At 46.8% G+C, this 16,663-nt stretch carries 12 protein-coding genes; 6 read left to right on the forward strand and 6 right to left on the reverse strand.

Translation table 11 applies throughout. From position 1 onward, the window contains the following. Positions 1-398: 398 nt before the first annotated feature. From AAC022_RS21665 to AAC022_RS21685, 5 genes are all read left to right on the forward strand, one after another. Positions 399-2,081, forward strand: coding sequence for an ATP-binding protein (locus tag AAC022_RS21665; RefSeq protein WP_339734367.1), 1,683 nt, complete (start codon positions 399-401; stop codon positions 2,079-2,081). Next, positions 2,078-2,869: a response regulator gene (locus tag AAC022_RS21670; protein ID WP_339734369.1), complete on the forward strand. Its 792-nt coding sequence runs from the start codon at positions 2,078-2,080 to the stop codon at positions 2,867-2,869. The genes AAC022_RS21665 and AAC022_RS21670 overlap by 4 nt, the downstream gene beginning before the upstream one ends. A 1-nt stretch (position 2,870) precedes the next feature. Beyond that, positions 2,871-4,097, forward strand: coding sequence for an HDOD domain-containing protein (locus AAC022_RS21675; RefSeq protein ID WP_339734371.1), 1,227 nt, complete (start codon positions 2,871-2,873; stop codon positions 4,095-4,097). Further along, positions 4,097-5,554, forward strand: coding sequence for an HD domain-containing phosphohydrolase (locus AAC022_RS21680; RefSeq protein WP_339734373.1), 1,458 nt, complete (start codon positions 4,097-4,099; stop codon positions 5,552-5,554). Before AAC022_RS21675 ends, AAC022_RS21680 begins: the two co-directional genes overlap by 1 nt. 89 nt (positions 5,555-5,643) lie before the next feature. Then, the gene (locus tag AAC022_RS21685) at positions 5,644-6,117 is read left to right on the forward strand and encodes a response regulator (RefSeq protein ID WP_339734376.1); all 474 of its coding nucleotides are present in this window, start codon (positions 5,644-5,646) and stop codon (positions 6,115-6,117) included. Between the two features lie 29 nt (positions 6,118-6,146). Here the strand turns inward: AAC022_RS21685 and AAC022_RS21690 are convergent, their stop codons facing one another. From AAC022_RS21690 to AAC022_RS21705, 4 genes are all read right to left on the reverse strand, one after another. Further along, positions 6,147-7,388, reverse strand: a complete 1,242-nt coding sequence (locus AAC022_RS21690; protein WP_339734378.1) for a pentapeptide repeat-containing protein — start codon at positions 7,386-7,388, stop codon at positions 6,147-6,149. Positions 7,389-7,672: 284 nt separating this feature from the next. Beyond that, entirely contained in the window at positions 7,673-8,659 is a 987-nt protein-coding gene (locus AAC022_RS21695) for a DUF1559 domain-containing protein (protein WP_339734380.1), read from the reverse strand. A gap of 118 nt (positions 8,660-8,777) precedes the next feature. Continuing rightward, positions 8,778-9,170 carry a hypothetical protein gene (locus tag AAC022_RS21700; protein WP_339734382.1) on the reverse strand — a complete coding sequence of 131 codons (393 nt, stop codon included), beginning with the start codon at positions 9,168-9,170 and terminating at the stop codon, positions 8,778-8,780. 70 nt (positions 9,171-9,240) lie between these two features. Further along, positions 9,241-10,230: a DUF1559 domain-containing protein gene (locus AAC022_RS21705; protein ID WP_339734384.1), complete on the reverse strand. Its 990-nt coding sequence runs from the start codon at positions 10,228-10,230 to the stop codon at positions 9,241-9,243. A gap of 701 nt (positions 10,231-10,931) precedes the next feature. On the opposite strand from AAC022_RS21705, the gene AAC022_RS21710 reads away from it, so the two are divergent. After that, complete coding sequence (locus AAC022_RS21710; RefSeq protein WP_339734386.1) at positions 10,932-12,251, forward strand: PQQ-binding-like beta-propeller repeat protein; 1,320 nt, start codon at positions 10,932-10,934, stop codon at positions 12,249-12,251. A gap of 203 nt (positions 12,252-12,454) precedes the next feature. On the opposite strand, the gene AAC022_RS21715 is transcribed toward AAC022_RS21710, so the two are convergent. Beyond that, entirely contained in the window at positions 12,455-13,303 is an 849-nt protein-coding gene (locus AAC022_RS21715) for a DUF2262 domain-containing protein (RefSeq protein WP_339734388.1), read from the reverse strand. Between the two features lie 113 nt (positions 13,304-13,416). Next, positions 13,417-16,599, reverse strand: coding sequence for an efflux RND transporter permease subunit (locus tag AAC022_RS21720; protein WP_339734390.1), 3,183 nt, complete (start codon positions 16,597-16,599; stop codon positions 13,417-13,419). Positions 16,600-16,663 lie beyond the last annotated feature (64 nt).

Here is a 16,663-nt window from a genome sequence, read left to right on the forward strand (position 1 = left end):
TCAGGTTCTCTTCAAAGAAGAGTACATATTAAAGTCTTAGACTTTTTCACATGAGCGTCAGCAATACTGATCAGTACAAACAGATCTCGCTTTGATCTTGATCAATATTCTTCTTCATATCAGCCCACCAGAAACAGAACATTTGCTCCTTCCCCGCTTACAATGTTTCATTCTATCAACACCGCTGAGGTAAAGCACTCAATTCAAAAATAGTGAGCTCTTGATTTTTATAATGATCTATAATTTTAACGAAGACGCTCACTTTTCTATCATTCGATTTGAATCGTAGCTATGGCATATTTAAACCAAAACCAACACAGCGAATTTACATTGCAATTCTGTTGATCAATTCCCCCGTTGTTCACAGGCTGTTGCACTGTGATCTTTCAGGGGGACTAATGATCCAGAGTACGGTGACTGAAAACATCGACGAAGCCATTCCACCAAAATACGATCGATGTAAAAATCATGATGTCGTAATTAGCCCCGGTGGAACGATTCTGATCATCGAAGATAGTAATACCCAAGCGCGTATTATCGAAGAATCTTTGAAAGACCTCCCCTTACAAATCCATTGCTCTAGTACCGGCCGAGATGCATTAGAATGGCTCAAAGATAATAAAGCCATCCTGTTACTCCTCGATTACGAGTTGCCTGACATGAAAGGCATCGAGATCATCGATGAACTGGCGCGGCAGGGACAACACCCTGAGTTCCTCGTTATGACGGCTCGTGGTAGTGAAACAGTCGCCGTGCAAATGATGAAACGAGGTGCCGTAGACTACTTAATCAAGGACGATACATTCACCAGCCTGCTCCCTACGATTGTCGAACGCTCATTAAAGAAAATCAAATCCGAACAGATACTTGAAATTGCTCAAAACGCATTACAACAGGCGGAAAAAAGAACGCGGTTGATCATCGACTCTGCAGCCGACGGTTTTATTTCAATGTGGGATGATGGCACGATTCTGGATTGGAACAAAGCGGCAGAACGTATTTTCGGATGGAGTTATAAAGACGCCATCGAAAATAATTTGATTGATAAGATGATGCCAGAGAAAGATCGCGAGAATTTCAAAGAGAAGTTAATGGAAATAAAATGTGGAGATCAGAGTCAATCCCAGAATAAGTTGATTGAAGCGACAGCACTCAACAAAGCGGGACAGGAATTCCCGATCGAAATTTCTGCATCTATCGCGTCAAAAGGCGAACCCTGTGTTTTGAATGCGTTTATCCGCGATATCTCCAACCGTCAGATGTTGGAATCCCAGTTAATCCAGTCTGAAAAACTGGCTTCCCTGGGTCAACTCGCCGCCGGTGTCGCGCATGAAATTAACAACCCTGTCGGATTCGTAAAAAGTAATGTAGGCACACTCAGTGAATATGTAGAAATCTTCACGCGGCTATTGAGTCTCTACGAAGAACTGGCACAGGCAGCCCACTCTGGAGACAAACCAAAACAAGAGCAGATACAGAATCAGATCCAGACGATTCGCGAAGAGGAAGATCTCGCCGACATTTTAGAAGACGTCAATGAATTACTGTCTGAATCAACAGAGGGCCTGGTCCGCGTCACTGAAATTGTACAAAACTTGAAAAGTTTTGCCCGCCTCGATGAAGCCAGTATCAAAGAAGCGAACATCAACGAAGGTATTACCGCTACGCTGAAAGTCGTCTGGAATGAGTTGAAGTACAAGAGCGAGATCGTAACCGACCTGGGAGAAATCCCCGATATCCGGTGTTCGCCCGGGCAACTGAATCAGGTCTTTATGAATTTACTGGTCAATGCAGCACAGGCCATTCCTGAACGAGGCACGATTTCAATTACAACCGAAGCGATAGATTCAGAAATCATCATTTGCATTTCCGATACAGGAGTTGGCATTCCTGAGCAGGAACTTTCCCAGATATTCACCCCTTTCTACACCACCAAGCCAGTTGGCCAAGGAACGGGACTGGGACTATCAATCATTTATGGAATCATTCAGAAACATAACGGAAATATTTCTGTCGAGAGCGAAATCGGTGTCGGTACAACATTCACCATTCGTTTACCACTGGAAGGGATGAGTGTATGAAACAGAAAACCATCCTCTGCGTTGACGACGAAATTAACGTGCTTCGATCGCTGAAACGACTATTGAGAAACGAAGACTATCAATTAGTTACCGCCAACGGTGGAGAAGAAGGACTCGCTGTCCTCGCGGAAGAAGAAGTCAGCGTAGTCCTTTCCGACCAGCGAATGCCGGGCATGACAGGTACCGAATTTCTTTCAATTGTGAAAGAAAAACATCCGGAATGCGTTCGTGTCGTGCTTTCCGGTTATGCCGATGCGGCCACAATCCTGGATTCCATCAACAAAGGTGCGATCTACCGTTTTTTAACAAAGCCATGGAATGATGAAGAGATACGTATCACCATTCGGCAGTGCTTAGGTCAATACGAACTGCTGCAGGAAAATCGAAAACTGACAGAAGAAATCAAACTACAAAACGTGGAGCTGAACCGTCTGAACCTACAACTGGAAGACTTAGTTGGTAAAAGCACCCAATCATTACATTTCTCGCAAGACGTATTGGCAAAAATCCCGATTCCGGTTGTCGGAATCAGCACGGAACGTATCGTCGTTTTAGCTAATGAAGCGGTGAACCAGGTATTCCCTACGCTCGGTAAAGTACATCTCGGTTCCGATATCAAAGACATCTTTTCTAATGAAATTGTAGAAACCGTAATAAACTGTTTATCAGGCAGCAAGCAATCGGAATCCGTGCCTCTGCAGATCAATAATAAGCAGGTCAAAATTCATTGTAACAAACTAATGGACGGAGACCATTTGCGAGGATGCGTTCTCTCAATGGAAGATTGATATGGATGAATCTAAGCTGAATCAGATTTTAAACATGGTGCGCGCCGTGCCGACGCTACCTGAGGTTGCTCAGGAATTAAGTCGGCTCGCCGGTGACCCAACAGCGTCTGCACAGGACATGGCCCATGTCGCTGAAGCAGACTTAGGTCTTGCTGCGCAGATTTTGCGAGTTGTCAATTCGTCGTTCTTCGGATTCTCCAGACAAATCAGTACGATTCCACAGGCAATCGTTGTATTAGGTACGCACGGCGTTCGCAACATTGCGCTGGGGCTGACTGTTTCTACTCTCAGACCGCAATTAAATACCGATTCACAGCTCTTCGACGTTGATGATTTTTGGCGACACTCACTTTCCGTCGCGATTGGTGCGAGGCAACTGGCCAGAGAACTCGTCATCTGCGATCCGGAAGAAGCCTTTCTGGCCGGGCTATTGCATGATATTGGCAAATTGATTCTGATCGAATCGTGCGCAGAACAATATCAGGAATTAATCACCGCGGCAAATACGAATAATCAGCCTCTACACGTTCTGGAAGAAACTCAACTCGGTTTTAATCATGCTGATGTCGGGTTTGCGCTGTGCGAACGCTGGAAGATTCCAGACTCAGTCGCCTACTCCGTCCAAAACCATCATCACTGGAACTGTGAGATGCCCCTTGCTACGAAACAGAACCAATTGCTGTTTCTGGTCAATTCCGCTAATAATTTGACGAAAGTTTCAGGCATCGGTTTCAGTGGAAATGCATGTGTGACTCCGTTTTGCATGCAGACTTCTTTCTCTCACGGATCACTTACGGAAGCACTCCAGAACACGCTGGAATCACTTCCTTTAGAAGTGGCACATACCGAGCACCTGTTTAACATCACGTCGCAACACAATAATACAAACATCTCCGAACCAGGCAGCGTCTGTATCGGGGTCATTGTTCAGAACAGAGATCTCTTCACAATCTTCAGCTTGTTGTTATTGAGCCAGGGAATCATACCGGTGTCAGAGCAGGATCAGATTCCGACAGGAACGGAAATGATCGCGATCCTTACGGACTCGGAAATGAATCCGAATTCAGTCCCAGTTGGATGGTCTCAGCACATCCTCACGTATTGCTATTCCAAAGAATTAAACCATCCGCAATCGCCGCAGGATATCTCCTTTGAAATTGATGTCCAACAACTCCGAATCTGGCTCAATGAGCAACTCCCGACTTCCACGATGGAGAAATTAGTATAATGAATCCCAAAGTAATATTTATTGACGATGAACCTCATATCCTCAAAGCATTCGTTCGACTGTTTCGTAAAGATGAAATTGATATCTTTACGACAACGTCTCCAGAAGAAGTATGCCAGTTGGTACAGACAGAAAACTTCGCATTAATTGTCTCAGATCAACGCATGCCCGAACTGGAAGGTACGAAACTGTTAGAGCGCGTCAGGGATTTATCCCCGGAGACGATCCGAATCATCCTGACCGGATATGCAGACAAAGACGCCGCCATTGAATCCATCAATCAGGGATCCGTCTATCGTTTTTTGACAAAACCCTGGAACGATAATGAATTACGAAATGAAGTCAAACGAGCCGTCGATGAATACTCGCTGCGACAGGAGAATCGCAGACTTCAGGAATTGACACTGTCACAAAACGAAGAACTGCGCGACTTAAACCAGAATTTGGAATTTAAAGTCAAAGAGCGAACTGAAAAAGTCACACTACTGAACCAGCAGTTAAAACAGGGGTTTATCGGCTCCATTCGCGCGATGGCCCAACTCGGCGAAATGCACAGCTCTGACCTGGGAGAACATGCAAAACGCGTCACCGTCATGACGGGGCAGATTGCAAAACAGCTCGGATGCAAACTCGATGAACTATTTCAAATCAATTCGGCAGCATTGTTGCACGATATTGGTAAAATTGAGCTTCCTGAAAATCTACTTTCAAAACCGTATGAGAAGTTGATTCCAGCCGAACAGCGACAGGTACAAAACCATGTCATACTAGGCGAGAAGATCGCACAGATGGTGCCCAGTCTCGAAAAGGCAGCCGTCCTCATTCGCCATCATCACGAACGCTTTAATGGATCTGGTTACCCGGACGGATTGAAAGGCGATGAAATCCCCCTGGGCTCCCGAATTATTGGTGTGGCAGACTATTATGATCATCTGCTAAACAGTCGCGCTAGCTCACATCAAAAGTCTCCCGAAGCGATCCTGGAATCAATGGGCAGGCTAACGGGAACCTGGTTTGACCCGAAAGTCGTTTCGGCACTGCATCAGTATCTCTTTCCCAAAGAACAGCAAAGTCACTTACACAAATACTTCAAGGATCGAACAGCTGGCAATCCGCCTCAAGAAGCAAAATCACAACATACGGAAACAGTGCAACAACAGACCAGAGATAATCATCCTCTTAATGAGGACGTTGACGTCACTGTGGAACAAGATCGTCACGTGCGTCCTTATGAACTCATATTGGGCATGACGCTCTCGCGTGATCTGTTCTCAAATAACGGCGGCTTACTTCTGCCACGTGGAACTGTATTATCCCCAAAACATCTGGAAAACCTGAAATCGCTCTCTTTGGCAAACCCAATTTCCGATCGGATTTTTGTATCGCCAGGGGTAACAATAAACGAAACAATTTCTGTCCCCTCAGAAACTTCCCTGAATGCTCCAGTTCCTGTTTAAGAACTGCAGAATGAGATAATGTAAAATGATGATACGCAAATAGTCATCATGAAAACTCTGTTTTATCATTTTCAATTTTGGAGGAGTTTATGAGTCAGTCCATCCTGTTAGTCGATGATGAACCGATCTTGCTGAAATGCGTTCGAAGATTACTGCGCCCTTTAGAAAAAAAAGGAGTCTTCGTCTGGACCAGCACCTCAGCGGAAGAAGCCGTTGAATTATTGACCAAGCACAACATCGATGTCGTCGTTACCGACGAAAATATGGTTGGTATGTCCGGAACAGAATTATTGGCCTGGATTTCAGAACACTCACCAGAAACAAGACGCATTGTATTAACCGGTGATATTTCTGTCTCGATTGCGATGCGCGCCATCAATCACGCAGGCGTTGATGCGTATTTAACAAAACCATTTAATAATGCAGAATTGCTGGATGCCGTTCTGAGCGCACTACACACAAAGGACCGTGAATCCCGTGTGCAGGCAATTCGAGATTCGATTATTGAGGACCTGACAGACAAAGTCGAAGAACAGATCGCCCACGAGAGCACTTCGCCGTGAGTTAATCGTTTAGACTCTGACAAACGACTTCATTCCACTGAAGTAAAACTGACACTTAACCTGGTGATGAGAGAACCCAGCAGAATATAACCAATCAAGACTTCCAGCATCACCAGTGCCTGACCTATGACACTCAACGGGTTCGCATGAATATCTCCAAAACCCAGCGTGGTCATGGTGACACAGGAAAAATACAGGCAGGAGTACATTCTCATATAAATACTGGCTCCAACCAGCTTAGCTGGTAGTTCGACAAACGGAAATTCTGATGAAATAATATAGTCGTCCAACACGATCGAACTGCTGTAAATCATTGCAAATACGACGGCAAACCCGAGAATACAGGTTAAAATTCGTTGTGTCGAATTCCCATAGTCTGAAGTCCACCAGAAAGACTGAATCGCCCACTTTTTAATAACCGGCATTTCCTGATATTTCTTTTCCCACATCTGACGACGCATATTCCATTCAAGATAACTCAGATCGGTTATCGGATTAAATCGAGCTGTTCGTAATGCCGTGCCTGTCGCATCGGACTTCTTATTAAATTTACACCCACTGAAATAAGTCCTGGGATCCACAATCACATTGGTCAGTTCAACTGATTCCAGAACAGTATCCTGTAACAGAGCCATCGAGAGATCAGCTGCGTTTAATGTCGCGCCTCGAAAATTGGTTTCATTGAGTTTTGCCCCAGTGAGATTACTCCAACTCAAATCAGCGTCGCTCAAGTTGGCGCTATTCATATCGGCTCCAGTCAGATTGGCACCACTTAAGTCACACCAACTTAAATCTGCTTTACTCAGATTGGCTTCGCTCAAATTGGCTTCCCGTAAGATGGCCATTTTGAAAATCGCCATCTTCATGTTGGCTTGACTTAAATTGACATTGAGTAAATTGGCGTCAACAAATTCGGCATTAAACATTTGCGCTTTACTTAAATCAGCACTTAACAGATTCGCCTGGCTGAAATTGGCATCATGCATATTCGCTTCACGCAAATTCGCATATCTCAGATTCGCTTCGCTTAAATCAGCATGAAATAAGTTCGCTTTGCTCAGATCCGTTTTGCTTAAGTTTGCTTTCTTCAGATTTGTATGAAATAAGTTCGCTTCACATAAATTGGCTTCATGCAAATTGGCCCCACTCAATTCAATTCCACCTAAATTGGCCCCACTCAAATCGAGGATTGTTTCCGGGTTTTCGGCCTGCCATATCGTTAATGCTTCCGTTCCTTGCTTGACTATTTTCACATGTTCCGGATGAGACATGAATCACTCTCCATAGATGATATCTGCAAATATTGGGACCGTATTATGGAAACCTGATCCATTGGGATCAAGAGAATACACAAGAACGCCGTTTGACTGAACCTGATAACACCAAAGCACATGCAAAAGGAGGGGAATCACTTTACGTGGGCCCTGATTGATGATCAGTTTGGCAGGAAAGAAGATGAAATGAGTGTTCACACGATATCAATACGACCAAATATCGTTCATCGCGGTGCATCGTTTGGATCGGTGCGCGTGCATGTGTCTCATGCTGACACTGCTTAAGGGCTGAAATTGGTTGACTTTTTACCAGCAGCGGTTCCCAGTTCTTTATAAACTTGAGAACTCATATTTTCACTCAAAAACCTGACGGAACCATCACCAAATCCAAATAGCGCGCCACCTTCGTGATCACTGCCTGCCGATTGATAGAAGTTATTATTAAATCCGCCTGAGGTCCCGCCTGAAATCCCGGTATCAAACATTGTCGCCACGCCTCCTGCCGCCCAACTGTCCTGGCTGGTATTGGGAGCCCCCGGTCCACGCAATTTCTGCAACTCTCCGGTCATGATCGTATTGGAGGTCCCATCATCAACATCGCGCATCGCCGTATCACTGTTCACGGAGAACATACCCAAAATTGCGTTACTACCGCCAAACGAACCAATCAGAGAATCGGTCCGGTGAGTAAGATGAATAATATTTCCATCTGCCCAACCATTTCCACCACCAATACAAACCCCGTAATCACAGCCCCCTTTGTTGAAGCGATTTGCCGGTTTACCATCGCGAGGATTTTCCCCTAACATAATATCATCATCAATTTTTCTAACCTTACTACGACGAGTGGGACAATAAAAGATAGGCACATTCGTCTCAGCGATAGAACGGTTTCCAATGACATTCGTCGAGAAATCCCATTGATTAGAAATCACGGCCTGATCAAGAAAGGGAAGAATCTGAACTAGCCAACTTGTACCATGTAGACCTTGCTCTATCGTACTCCCGGCGTCCCCCCATACATCAAATGCCGTGGATGTTGAAGTAGTTGCAATCGCACCAGGCGGAAACAAACCGTGCGTTTCATGGTAGTTATGCAGCGCCAAACCAAACTGCTTCATATTATTTCTACAAGTTGTACGACGTGCCGCTTCTCTCGCTTGTTGAACGGCCGGTAATAGTAAGGCAATTAAAATTGCGATGATGGCGATCACCACTAATAATTCAATCAACGTAAACCCGCGGCTCTGCTTCGAACTGCGCATCATAAGGCCCTTTAGATAAAAAAATGAAATGAAATAATAATTTATCTAAGTCGATTGACGCCGCAAAGAAACAAAGCGACATCCTGCAATGATGAATTTCCTGATGCCTCAGACCTTTTGTTTATTTTGACGTTAAATCAAAATTGACTTCATTGGCCCCCGCTTTGACTTCTGCTGTCAGTTCAGTTTCACCACTATATTTGTCAGGGATTGTCTCTTTCTCATTTTTCAATTTACTGACGACAACCTTATGTTGGCCGATGGCAGCCCCTTTTTCATCCCGAATATAAATCAGATCATATTTTCCTTCACTGTCCGTCATGGCAGATGAGGCACGCACTCCCTCAGGCATGAACGTCACACTAGCATCAGTCAGCGGAGCACCATCTATCGTAATTGTACCAGTCACCTGACCTAAATCGGGGGCACCATCACCTCCGCCACCACAGGCCGCCAAAGTTACTACCACTCCAAAACAAACGCAGGCCGTACAAATAGTTTTTAATTGCTGCATGCTCAATGAATCCTTAACTTAATTACCGCAGAGTCATTCTCTGTGTTGTGAATCATTCCACTGCAGATCGTTAGAACTCACCAACAATCGAACCCTGATCAGCATTGCCAAGACGCTGGAAAGTCGTCGCATCGATATTTTCGGAAATAAATCGAACGGCACCATCTCCCATTCCGAAATGCGCACCTCCAACATGATCACTACCCGGTCCCTGGAAATGATTTCCATTGATTCCCTTACTACCGGCATCGGTATCAAATATATTTCCCACACCACCGGCTGCCCACCCATCGTTACTCCGACTCGTATTCCAGGCACCACTGGTTAAACGTTGCATCTCACCGGTCATGATTGTGGTTGTCGTTCCATCCTTTATATCCCGGATTTGGGTATCACTATTTGCGTAAAAAATACCCAGCTCACCCCCACTCAAAGTACCAGCCCAATCTGAATCCAATAAATTGTGTCCGGCTGAACCATCACCAAAGGTGTTTCCAGAACCCATGCAAGCACCATAGTCAGTGCCGCCTTTGGTAAATCCGTTGACAGGTGTTGCTGCCGAAGGGTCCTCGCCCAGCTGAAGTCGCAGTTCGACCTTACGGATCTTACTGCGTCGTGATGGGCAGTAATAACCGGGAATATTTATTTCTGCCTGAGCACGGTTAGCCAGAACATTGGTTGAAAAGTTCCATTTATTATAGAGTGGTGCCTGATCAACAAAAGGTAAGATCATCAACATCCAACTCGTACCATGCAATCCGGCACCAGCTGTATTGCCAGCCTCAAGCCAAGGCGCCCACTGAGTACTGTTCCCCGATCCCGAAGCAATCGTTCTCACAATTGCCCCGGGGGGAAATCCCCGATGCGTTTCATGATAATTATGTAACGCCAGCCCGATCTGTTTCAGATTATTCTTACAAGTACTTCGCCGGGCAGCTTCGCGCGCCTGTTGAACGGCTGGTAATAACAGGGCAATCAAGATCGCAATAATCGCGATCACAACCAACAACTCAATGAGGGTAAAACCCGCCGTACGTTTGCTCATGTTCTTGACTTGCATAAAACCTCCTAATAATTACTGAAAAAGTAGCGAAGAAAAGAAAATAACTTTCCTAAAAGAACGGCTTGATATCAAAGTGATTGAGAAAGAAATGACTGGCTAAGGTGTCAGTATTTGTTAGATTAAGAAACACTGCCAACACTCAGTAAAAACCTGTAAACTTCTAGTGTAAACTAAGACAGGGACACAGTTCCATTAATATCCACCAGTACATTTAAGCAGGTTTTTTCAATTTGTCAAAATATTTTACAAACTTCGCCATAATCCACTTAATAACAACAGCTTACATCGCCACCCCAGTATTAATTCAGATCATAGAAACTGACTCCAGACTTTGAATTGCACCTGCACCATTTACAACTTCAGTCAATAAATAAGTTAAGCTGCTAGATCGGCAGCAAGCAGAAGCGCGGCCCAAAATGACTCTATTTCAGTCTAAACTTGTGTGCCGCAAGCTCTCTTTTCGTGACACAAGTACGAGAGTCAGATTATTAACTGTCCAATCTCTGTAGCAGTTCATTACTGCTACAATGTCAGACTCTTTTTGAAATCTTCACGAACCGTTATTTTGAGTCAGTTATAATCGCAACATTGCTCATTCAGGCGTCACTCTTTACAGTAAACGGTGCGACAAACACATCGCTTTCGAATTCAAACCGCTAGACATCGCGCGCTGCCGCCAATCAAAAGGAACACTACCAATGCCCGTTCGTATCCTCTCTGCTTTCACCCTGCTGTTATTCGGTTCGGCGTTTGCGAACGCTGAGGATTGGCCTCAATGGCTGGGGCCCGATCGGGCAAGTATCTGGGATGCTTCCGACATTGTGGAGTCATTCCCCAAAGAGGGGCTCAAAGTTGAATGGCGGGTTCCCGTGGGACTGGGATACAGTGGTCCGGCAGTCGTCGATGACAAAGTTTATGTGCTGGATTACCTCAAAAACAAAGGCAAGCTGATTAACAATCCGGGAGGGGCTACAAAACTTGAGGGTGAAGAAAGAATCCAATGTTTTTCTGCCGAAACGGGAAAAGTCATCTGGGAATACAAATATAACTGCCCCTATGAAATCTCCTACGCAGCCGGCCCCCGTTGCACTCCCACTGTCGCTGATGGAAAGGTCTATACCCTGGGAGCAGAAGGAAACCTGGTCTGTCTGAACGCAGAAACGGGCAAAGTCCTTTGGAGCAAAAACTTCAAAACGGACTATAAAGCCAAAACAGCCATCTGGGGGCATTCTGCCAGCCCTCTGGTCGACGGTGATACCTTGTACTGTCTCGTGGGAGGCAAAGACGCTATGGCCGTTGCCTTTAACAAAGACACCGGCGAAGAGCTCTGGCGATCACTCGATAACGCAGAAACCGGCTACTGCCCCCCGACCATGATCACACATAATGGCATCAAACAACTTTTAATCTGGCACCCCGCTTCGCTGAATTCACTTGATCCGGAAACAGGCAAAGTCTTCTGGTCAATTCCCCTCAAACCAGCTTACGGCATGTCGGTCACTGTACCTCGCCAGCATGGCAATTTCCTCTACGTCTCCGGCATCGGCGACGAAGCTGCCTGGATTGAACTGAAAGGCGAGTCAAAACCTGCCGCCGAGGTGGTCTGGAAAGGCAAAACCCGCTCGGCCTTGTTCTGCTGTAACAGTACTCCTTTTATTGAAGGCGATACCATCTACGGCAGCGACATTCAATCGGGTGATTTCATCGCTGTCAACCTGAAGGACGGCAAACGCCTCTGGGCAACCAAAAAAGTGACGGACGCCGGTCGCCGTGATCGCCACGCCACAGCCTTCATCGTCAAACACGATGACAAGTACTTCCTGTTTACCGAAAAAGGAGACCTGATTCTTGCCGACCTGTCTCCCGACGGCTACAAAGAAATCAGCCGCTTCCATGTACTCGAACCGACCAACGAAGCTTTCGGCCGCCCCGTCGTCTGGAGCCATCCCGCGTTCGCCAATCAATCTCTCTTCGCTCGCAACGACAAAGAACTCGTTCGCGTGAGTCTGAAGAAATAAAGTAGCAACTTCTATGATGCAACAAATGCCTCTGGTCATTTTCAGCCGAAAGACCAGAGGCATTTTCATTGAATGGGCTAGAAAATGATTCACTTCGATGAGTACTTATTGCTTTCCCCTTACTCTTAAATAGTTGGAAAGCATTAGTCTCAAGAGTATCGAACAGACAACCAGACTCTACAGGCCAATTCGAGAACTAGCAGCTATCCCAAGCAAGCGTCGAACAAACCACTTTCGAAATCTCCTCTAAAGAAGATCATGTGGTATCCAAACATTTCTCCATCGTCAAACCAAAACTCAAATGAGTCATTAGAACTCACCACAATACCTTCCAGGTTCATCTTAGAAAGAAAGTCTTTTGCCGACAATTTTTGTTCGCCGTCATCAAGCCAACTGTCGTTCTTAATAGGCAACATTTCCTGTACAGCATAATCAAGAATACGTTGATTCCACTCCACCTGACGCTTCCACAGTTGATGTGCTGTAGAAAGCAGCTCCTGAATCTCCTCAACCTCTCCCACGACTAACGTCAGCTCAATTTTCTGACTGCCCCAAAGAGTTTCAGCCATGAACACATCATGGTCCCTATCCAGAGTGAAGATCCCTAATTCTGAATCTTGATAGGTTACAGGCTTTTGCAGCTCAATCAGACTTTGATTTAACTCGTCATCTGACGTCTCAATCCCCAGTAACTCAATCAGCCGGGCGTCATTATAATCAAACTCTTCAGAAGCAAACAGGACACGTGCATGAAAGCGATAAACGGTATATGGTGTTAACAATTTGCGGAATGCATCGCATTGATCACGACTGGATGTAAAATCGACATAAAGCGTTTCAGTTCGTAGTTCCCCATTCGAGACTTTCCATACGGGAATATCAAGTGACATGCTAAATTGGCCATCTTCCTTGTTATGACCACCTCCACCTTTTAAAAAAATCCCTGTCAATTCGACGATGGGACTGGCTGCAAACATTTCCTCACGTTTTCGTCTTCGATCAGCAAACGGATCTTCTGGGTCAGAGATATTGGAATCCTGATTCGACATCATTGGAACTTTCTACTAACTTTGAACACAGCAGACTTACATAATCAGGATATATATTTATAACAACACAGTAACCCAAGATCGTACGCACCAGCTTTTTATATTGAAAGACACCATTACCGCAATACAGGCAGGCGTTCTTTGAGTTTCGAGAGCAGTGTGGCACCGCGTTCCTCGCTCACTGGTTCGCCCGCGGTCGCCCGTAGCGGGCAGTTACGGCACATCACCAGAATATAAGCCGAAGGGATATAATACAGCGCCAGTAATGTGGCGCCTCCCACGCCGCCGGCAATCGTAATCGCCAATGGAGGCCAGAAACCGCCCCCCGCAAGGACTAACGGCACAAAGCCAGCCACCGTCGTCAGCGAAGTCGCCACCACATGCCGGGTTGACCTCAATACGACATCGCGCACGACAACCCGGTTGCCTTTCCGTGCTTCTGGATTCGCCCGTAATTCCGCCAGCACGACGATCGCATCATTAATCGCAACGCCCGCCAGGCCCATCGAACCGACGATCGCCATAAAGCCAAACGGAAACCCAAACAACCACAGCATGCCCAGTCCCAGGCCAATCGACAGTATTCCCACCGTCCCCACCAGAGCCGCTACTCGAAACGAGGAAAACGACAGTACCAGCGTCGCTACCATCAGCACCATCAACACGCCCACATTCACCATCAGGTTTCCCACAGCGTCATCCCGTTTCGAAGCTTCGCCCCCCCACTCCAGTCGATAACCGGGCGGCAGCTCAAAACCCGCCTGTTTCATATTCGCCTGGAAGTCGGCCAACACCTTCGCCGGAAGGACGCCCGCTTTGATATAAGCCTGAACCTCATTCATTCGCTCACCGTTGAAGTGAGAAATCGCCGCGACTTCAGACGACATCTGCACCTGGGCAATCGCGGTCAAAGGCACAAACTGAGCCTGCCCATCACTCGTCTTTTTACTGGAAATCAATTGCAGTGAGGCAATGTCATTGATCGAGCCCCGTCGATCATGGGGCACACGAATCCGAACCGGAAGTTCCTCGGTCTCTTCTAGAATACTCCCCCCCAGTGCCCCTTCCAGCGCGGCATCCAACTGACGAGAGATTTCTGCATGATCCAGCCCTGCCAGCCGTGCTTGCTCTTCATCAATTTTCAAAGTCAGCTTGGGAAGTGGGTCCGCCAGTTCAGCTTTGTGATGTAACACATCAGGGGTCTTGCTCAAAATCGTTCGCAGTTCATCACCACTCTGACTTAACTGATGCAGATCAGGACCAAACAACCGAACTTCAATCGGCGCATCAAAGGGAGGCCCCTGCTCTAACTGTCTGACCAATACTCGCGAATGCGATACCTTCCGGTCAAGCTCCCGCTGCAACTCATGAATCAGCTCCTGCCCTCCTGACGCTGAATTGAGCTGCACTAATGCCTGTGCATAATTGGAAGCGTTCTCACGCTTGGCAATGATGTTGTAATAAAACTGTGGCGCACTTTCGCCTAGAAACCATTCGATTCCTTTAACCCGAGGATGCTCTAATACCACACGACGAATCGTTTCAATCGTCTCCTGTGTCTCTGCCAGCGAGGCATGCGCATTTAATTCCAACTCAATATTTATCTGATCGCGATCTGCGGGAGGAAAGAACTGTTCGGGCAGCGAACCTGCTACTAGAAAACCGCACACAGGCAATACGGCCCCTACCGCCACACCTAAGAGCGGACGTGAAAACAGAAAGTCCAACGACTTCCGATATGCGGAACGCATTCCCACATGGCTGAAACCGACTTGCCACCAGTGTGCATTGAGCGGATCTTCTTCCGGATCTGCAAACAGAGCAGCAATCGCCGGAATCACTGTCATCGCCAGGAAAAATGAGCTGCAGATTGCCAGAATCACGCTAACGGCAATTGAACCGACAAATTCTCCCGCCGGACCAGGCATCAGCGCAATCGGGGCAAAGGCCAACACCGTGGTTAACGTCGACCCGAGTAAGGGAACTGCCAAATGTCGGACCGTAGAGACGACCGCATCATCGGGCGCCATCCCGGAATGTAATTTCGACCGCACTTCATCGACGACCACAATCGCATTATCGATCAACAGTCCCAACGCAATAATCAGTCCTGTGACCGACATCTGATGAATGGGAATATCCAGAAAACGTAACCCCGCTAGAACCATAAAGGCCGACAAAGGCAGCGCCGTTCCAATTACCAGTGCATTCCGCCAGCCCATCATGAACACGATGACCGCGATGACAGCCAATCCACCAAACAACAGATTCCATACCAGACCATTCAACCGTGCTTCCACATAACGATTCTGATCGAACAACGTCTGCACCATCACGTCATCGGCCAGTGTCTGTTCAAATTCTTTGATGGCGGCTTTCGCGGACTGGCTCCAGTGATCAATCCTCACACTATCTCGTACGAACATGCCGAGTGTGACCGCTGGCTTCCCGTCTGCAATCACCAGACTGTTCAGAGGCAGCGCAACTCCCTTTCTGATCGTAGCAATATCTCCCAACTGCACTGAATGCCCCTCTGCACCAAACTGAACTGGTGTATTGGCAATCCGCGACAGAGAATCCAGTTCGGAATCCACGTCGATCAACAGATCACTTTTGCGACCGCGCAATATGCCTGCCGTCAGTTTGGCATCCGACGATTCCACCTGATCCGCAATTTGCTGGACGCTTAAACCAAGTGCGGCAATTTGATCGGGCTGAATTTCCACATTGATTTCTTCATCGGGATCGCCAAACGTATCGATGTCTTCCGTCCCGGAGATGGCGCGCAAGCGATCTTCCAGTTGTTTCGCTGTCCGCCTTAACACAGCGTAATTCACGTCATTCGGGTTATCCCAAACCAAAGCCACAATCAGGGCATACGCTTTGACTTCCAGTTCTTCAAAATCGGGTTCCTCTGCGCCAGCTGGAAACTCCACACGCGCATCGTCAATTTTATCCCGGATTCGCGACCAGACCTCATCAACTTCATACACGTCATCCCGCAGCTCAATCGTCATCGATGACATGCCGGTCCGAGAGATGGAACGCAGCTCTTTGATCTCATCGATCTCTCTGAGTTCCTCTTCGAGCTTTTCAGAAACCAGTGATTCCACTCGCGTCGCATCTGCACCGGGAAATCGTGTATTCACCCGCGCCACCCGCTGAGTCAGAACAGGGTCTTCCATCCGCGGCAGCACATAATAACTGGAAAGACCAGCCACCGTGATCAACGCCATCGTCAAGATCAATAAGCGACGATTTCGATAGAATAAACCTTCCAGCATAATTGAATACCCCATTGATTCCCTGAAAGGTTTTCCTCTGTTTTGAAAGATGCAGCGCTGCTGAATTTTGTTTCAACAT

This window comes from uncultured Gimesia sp., assembly GCF_963976445.1.
Classification (GTDB): domain Bacteria; phylum Planctomycetota; class Planctomycetia; order Planctomycetales; family Planctomycetaceae; genus Gimesia.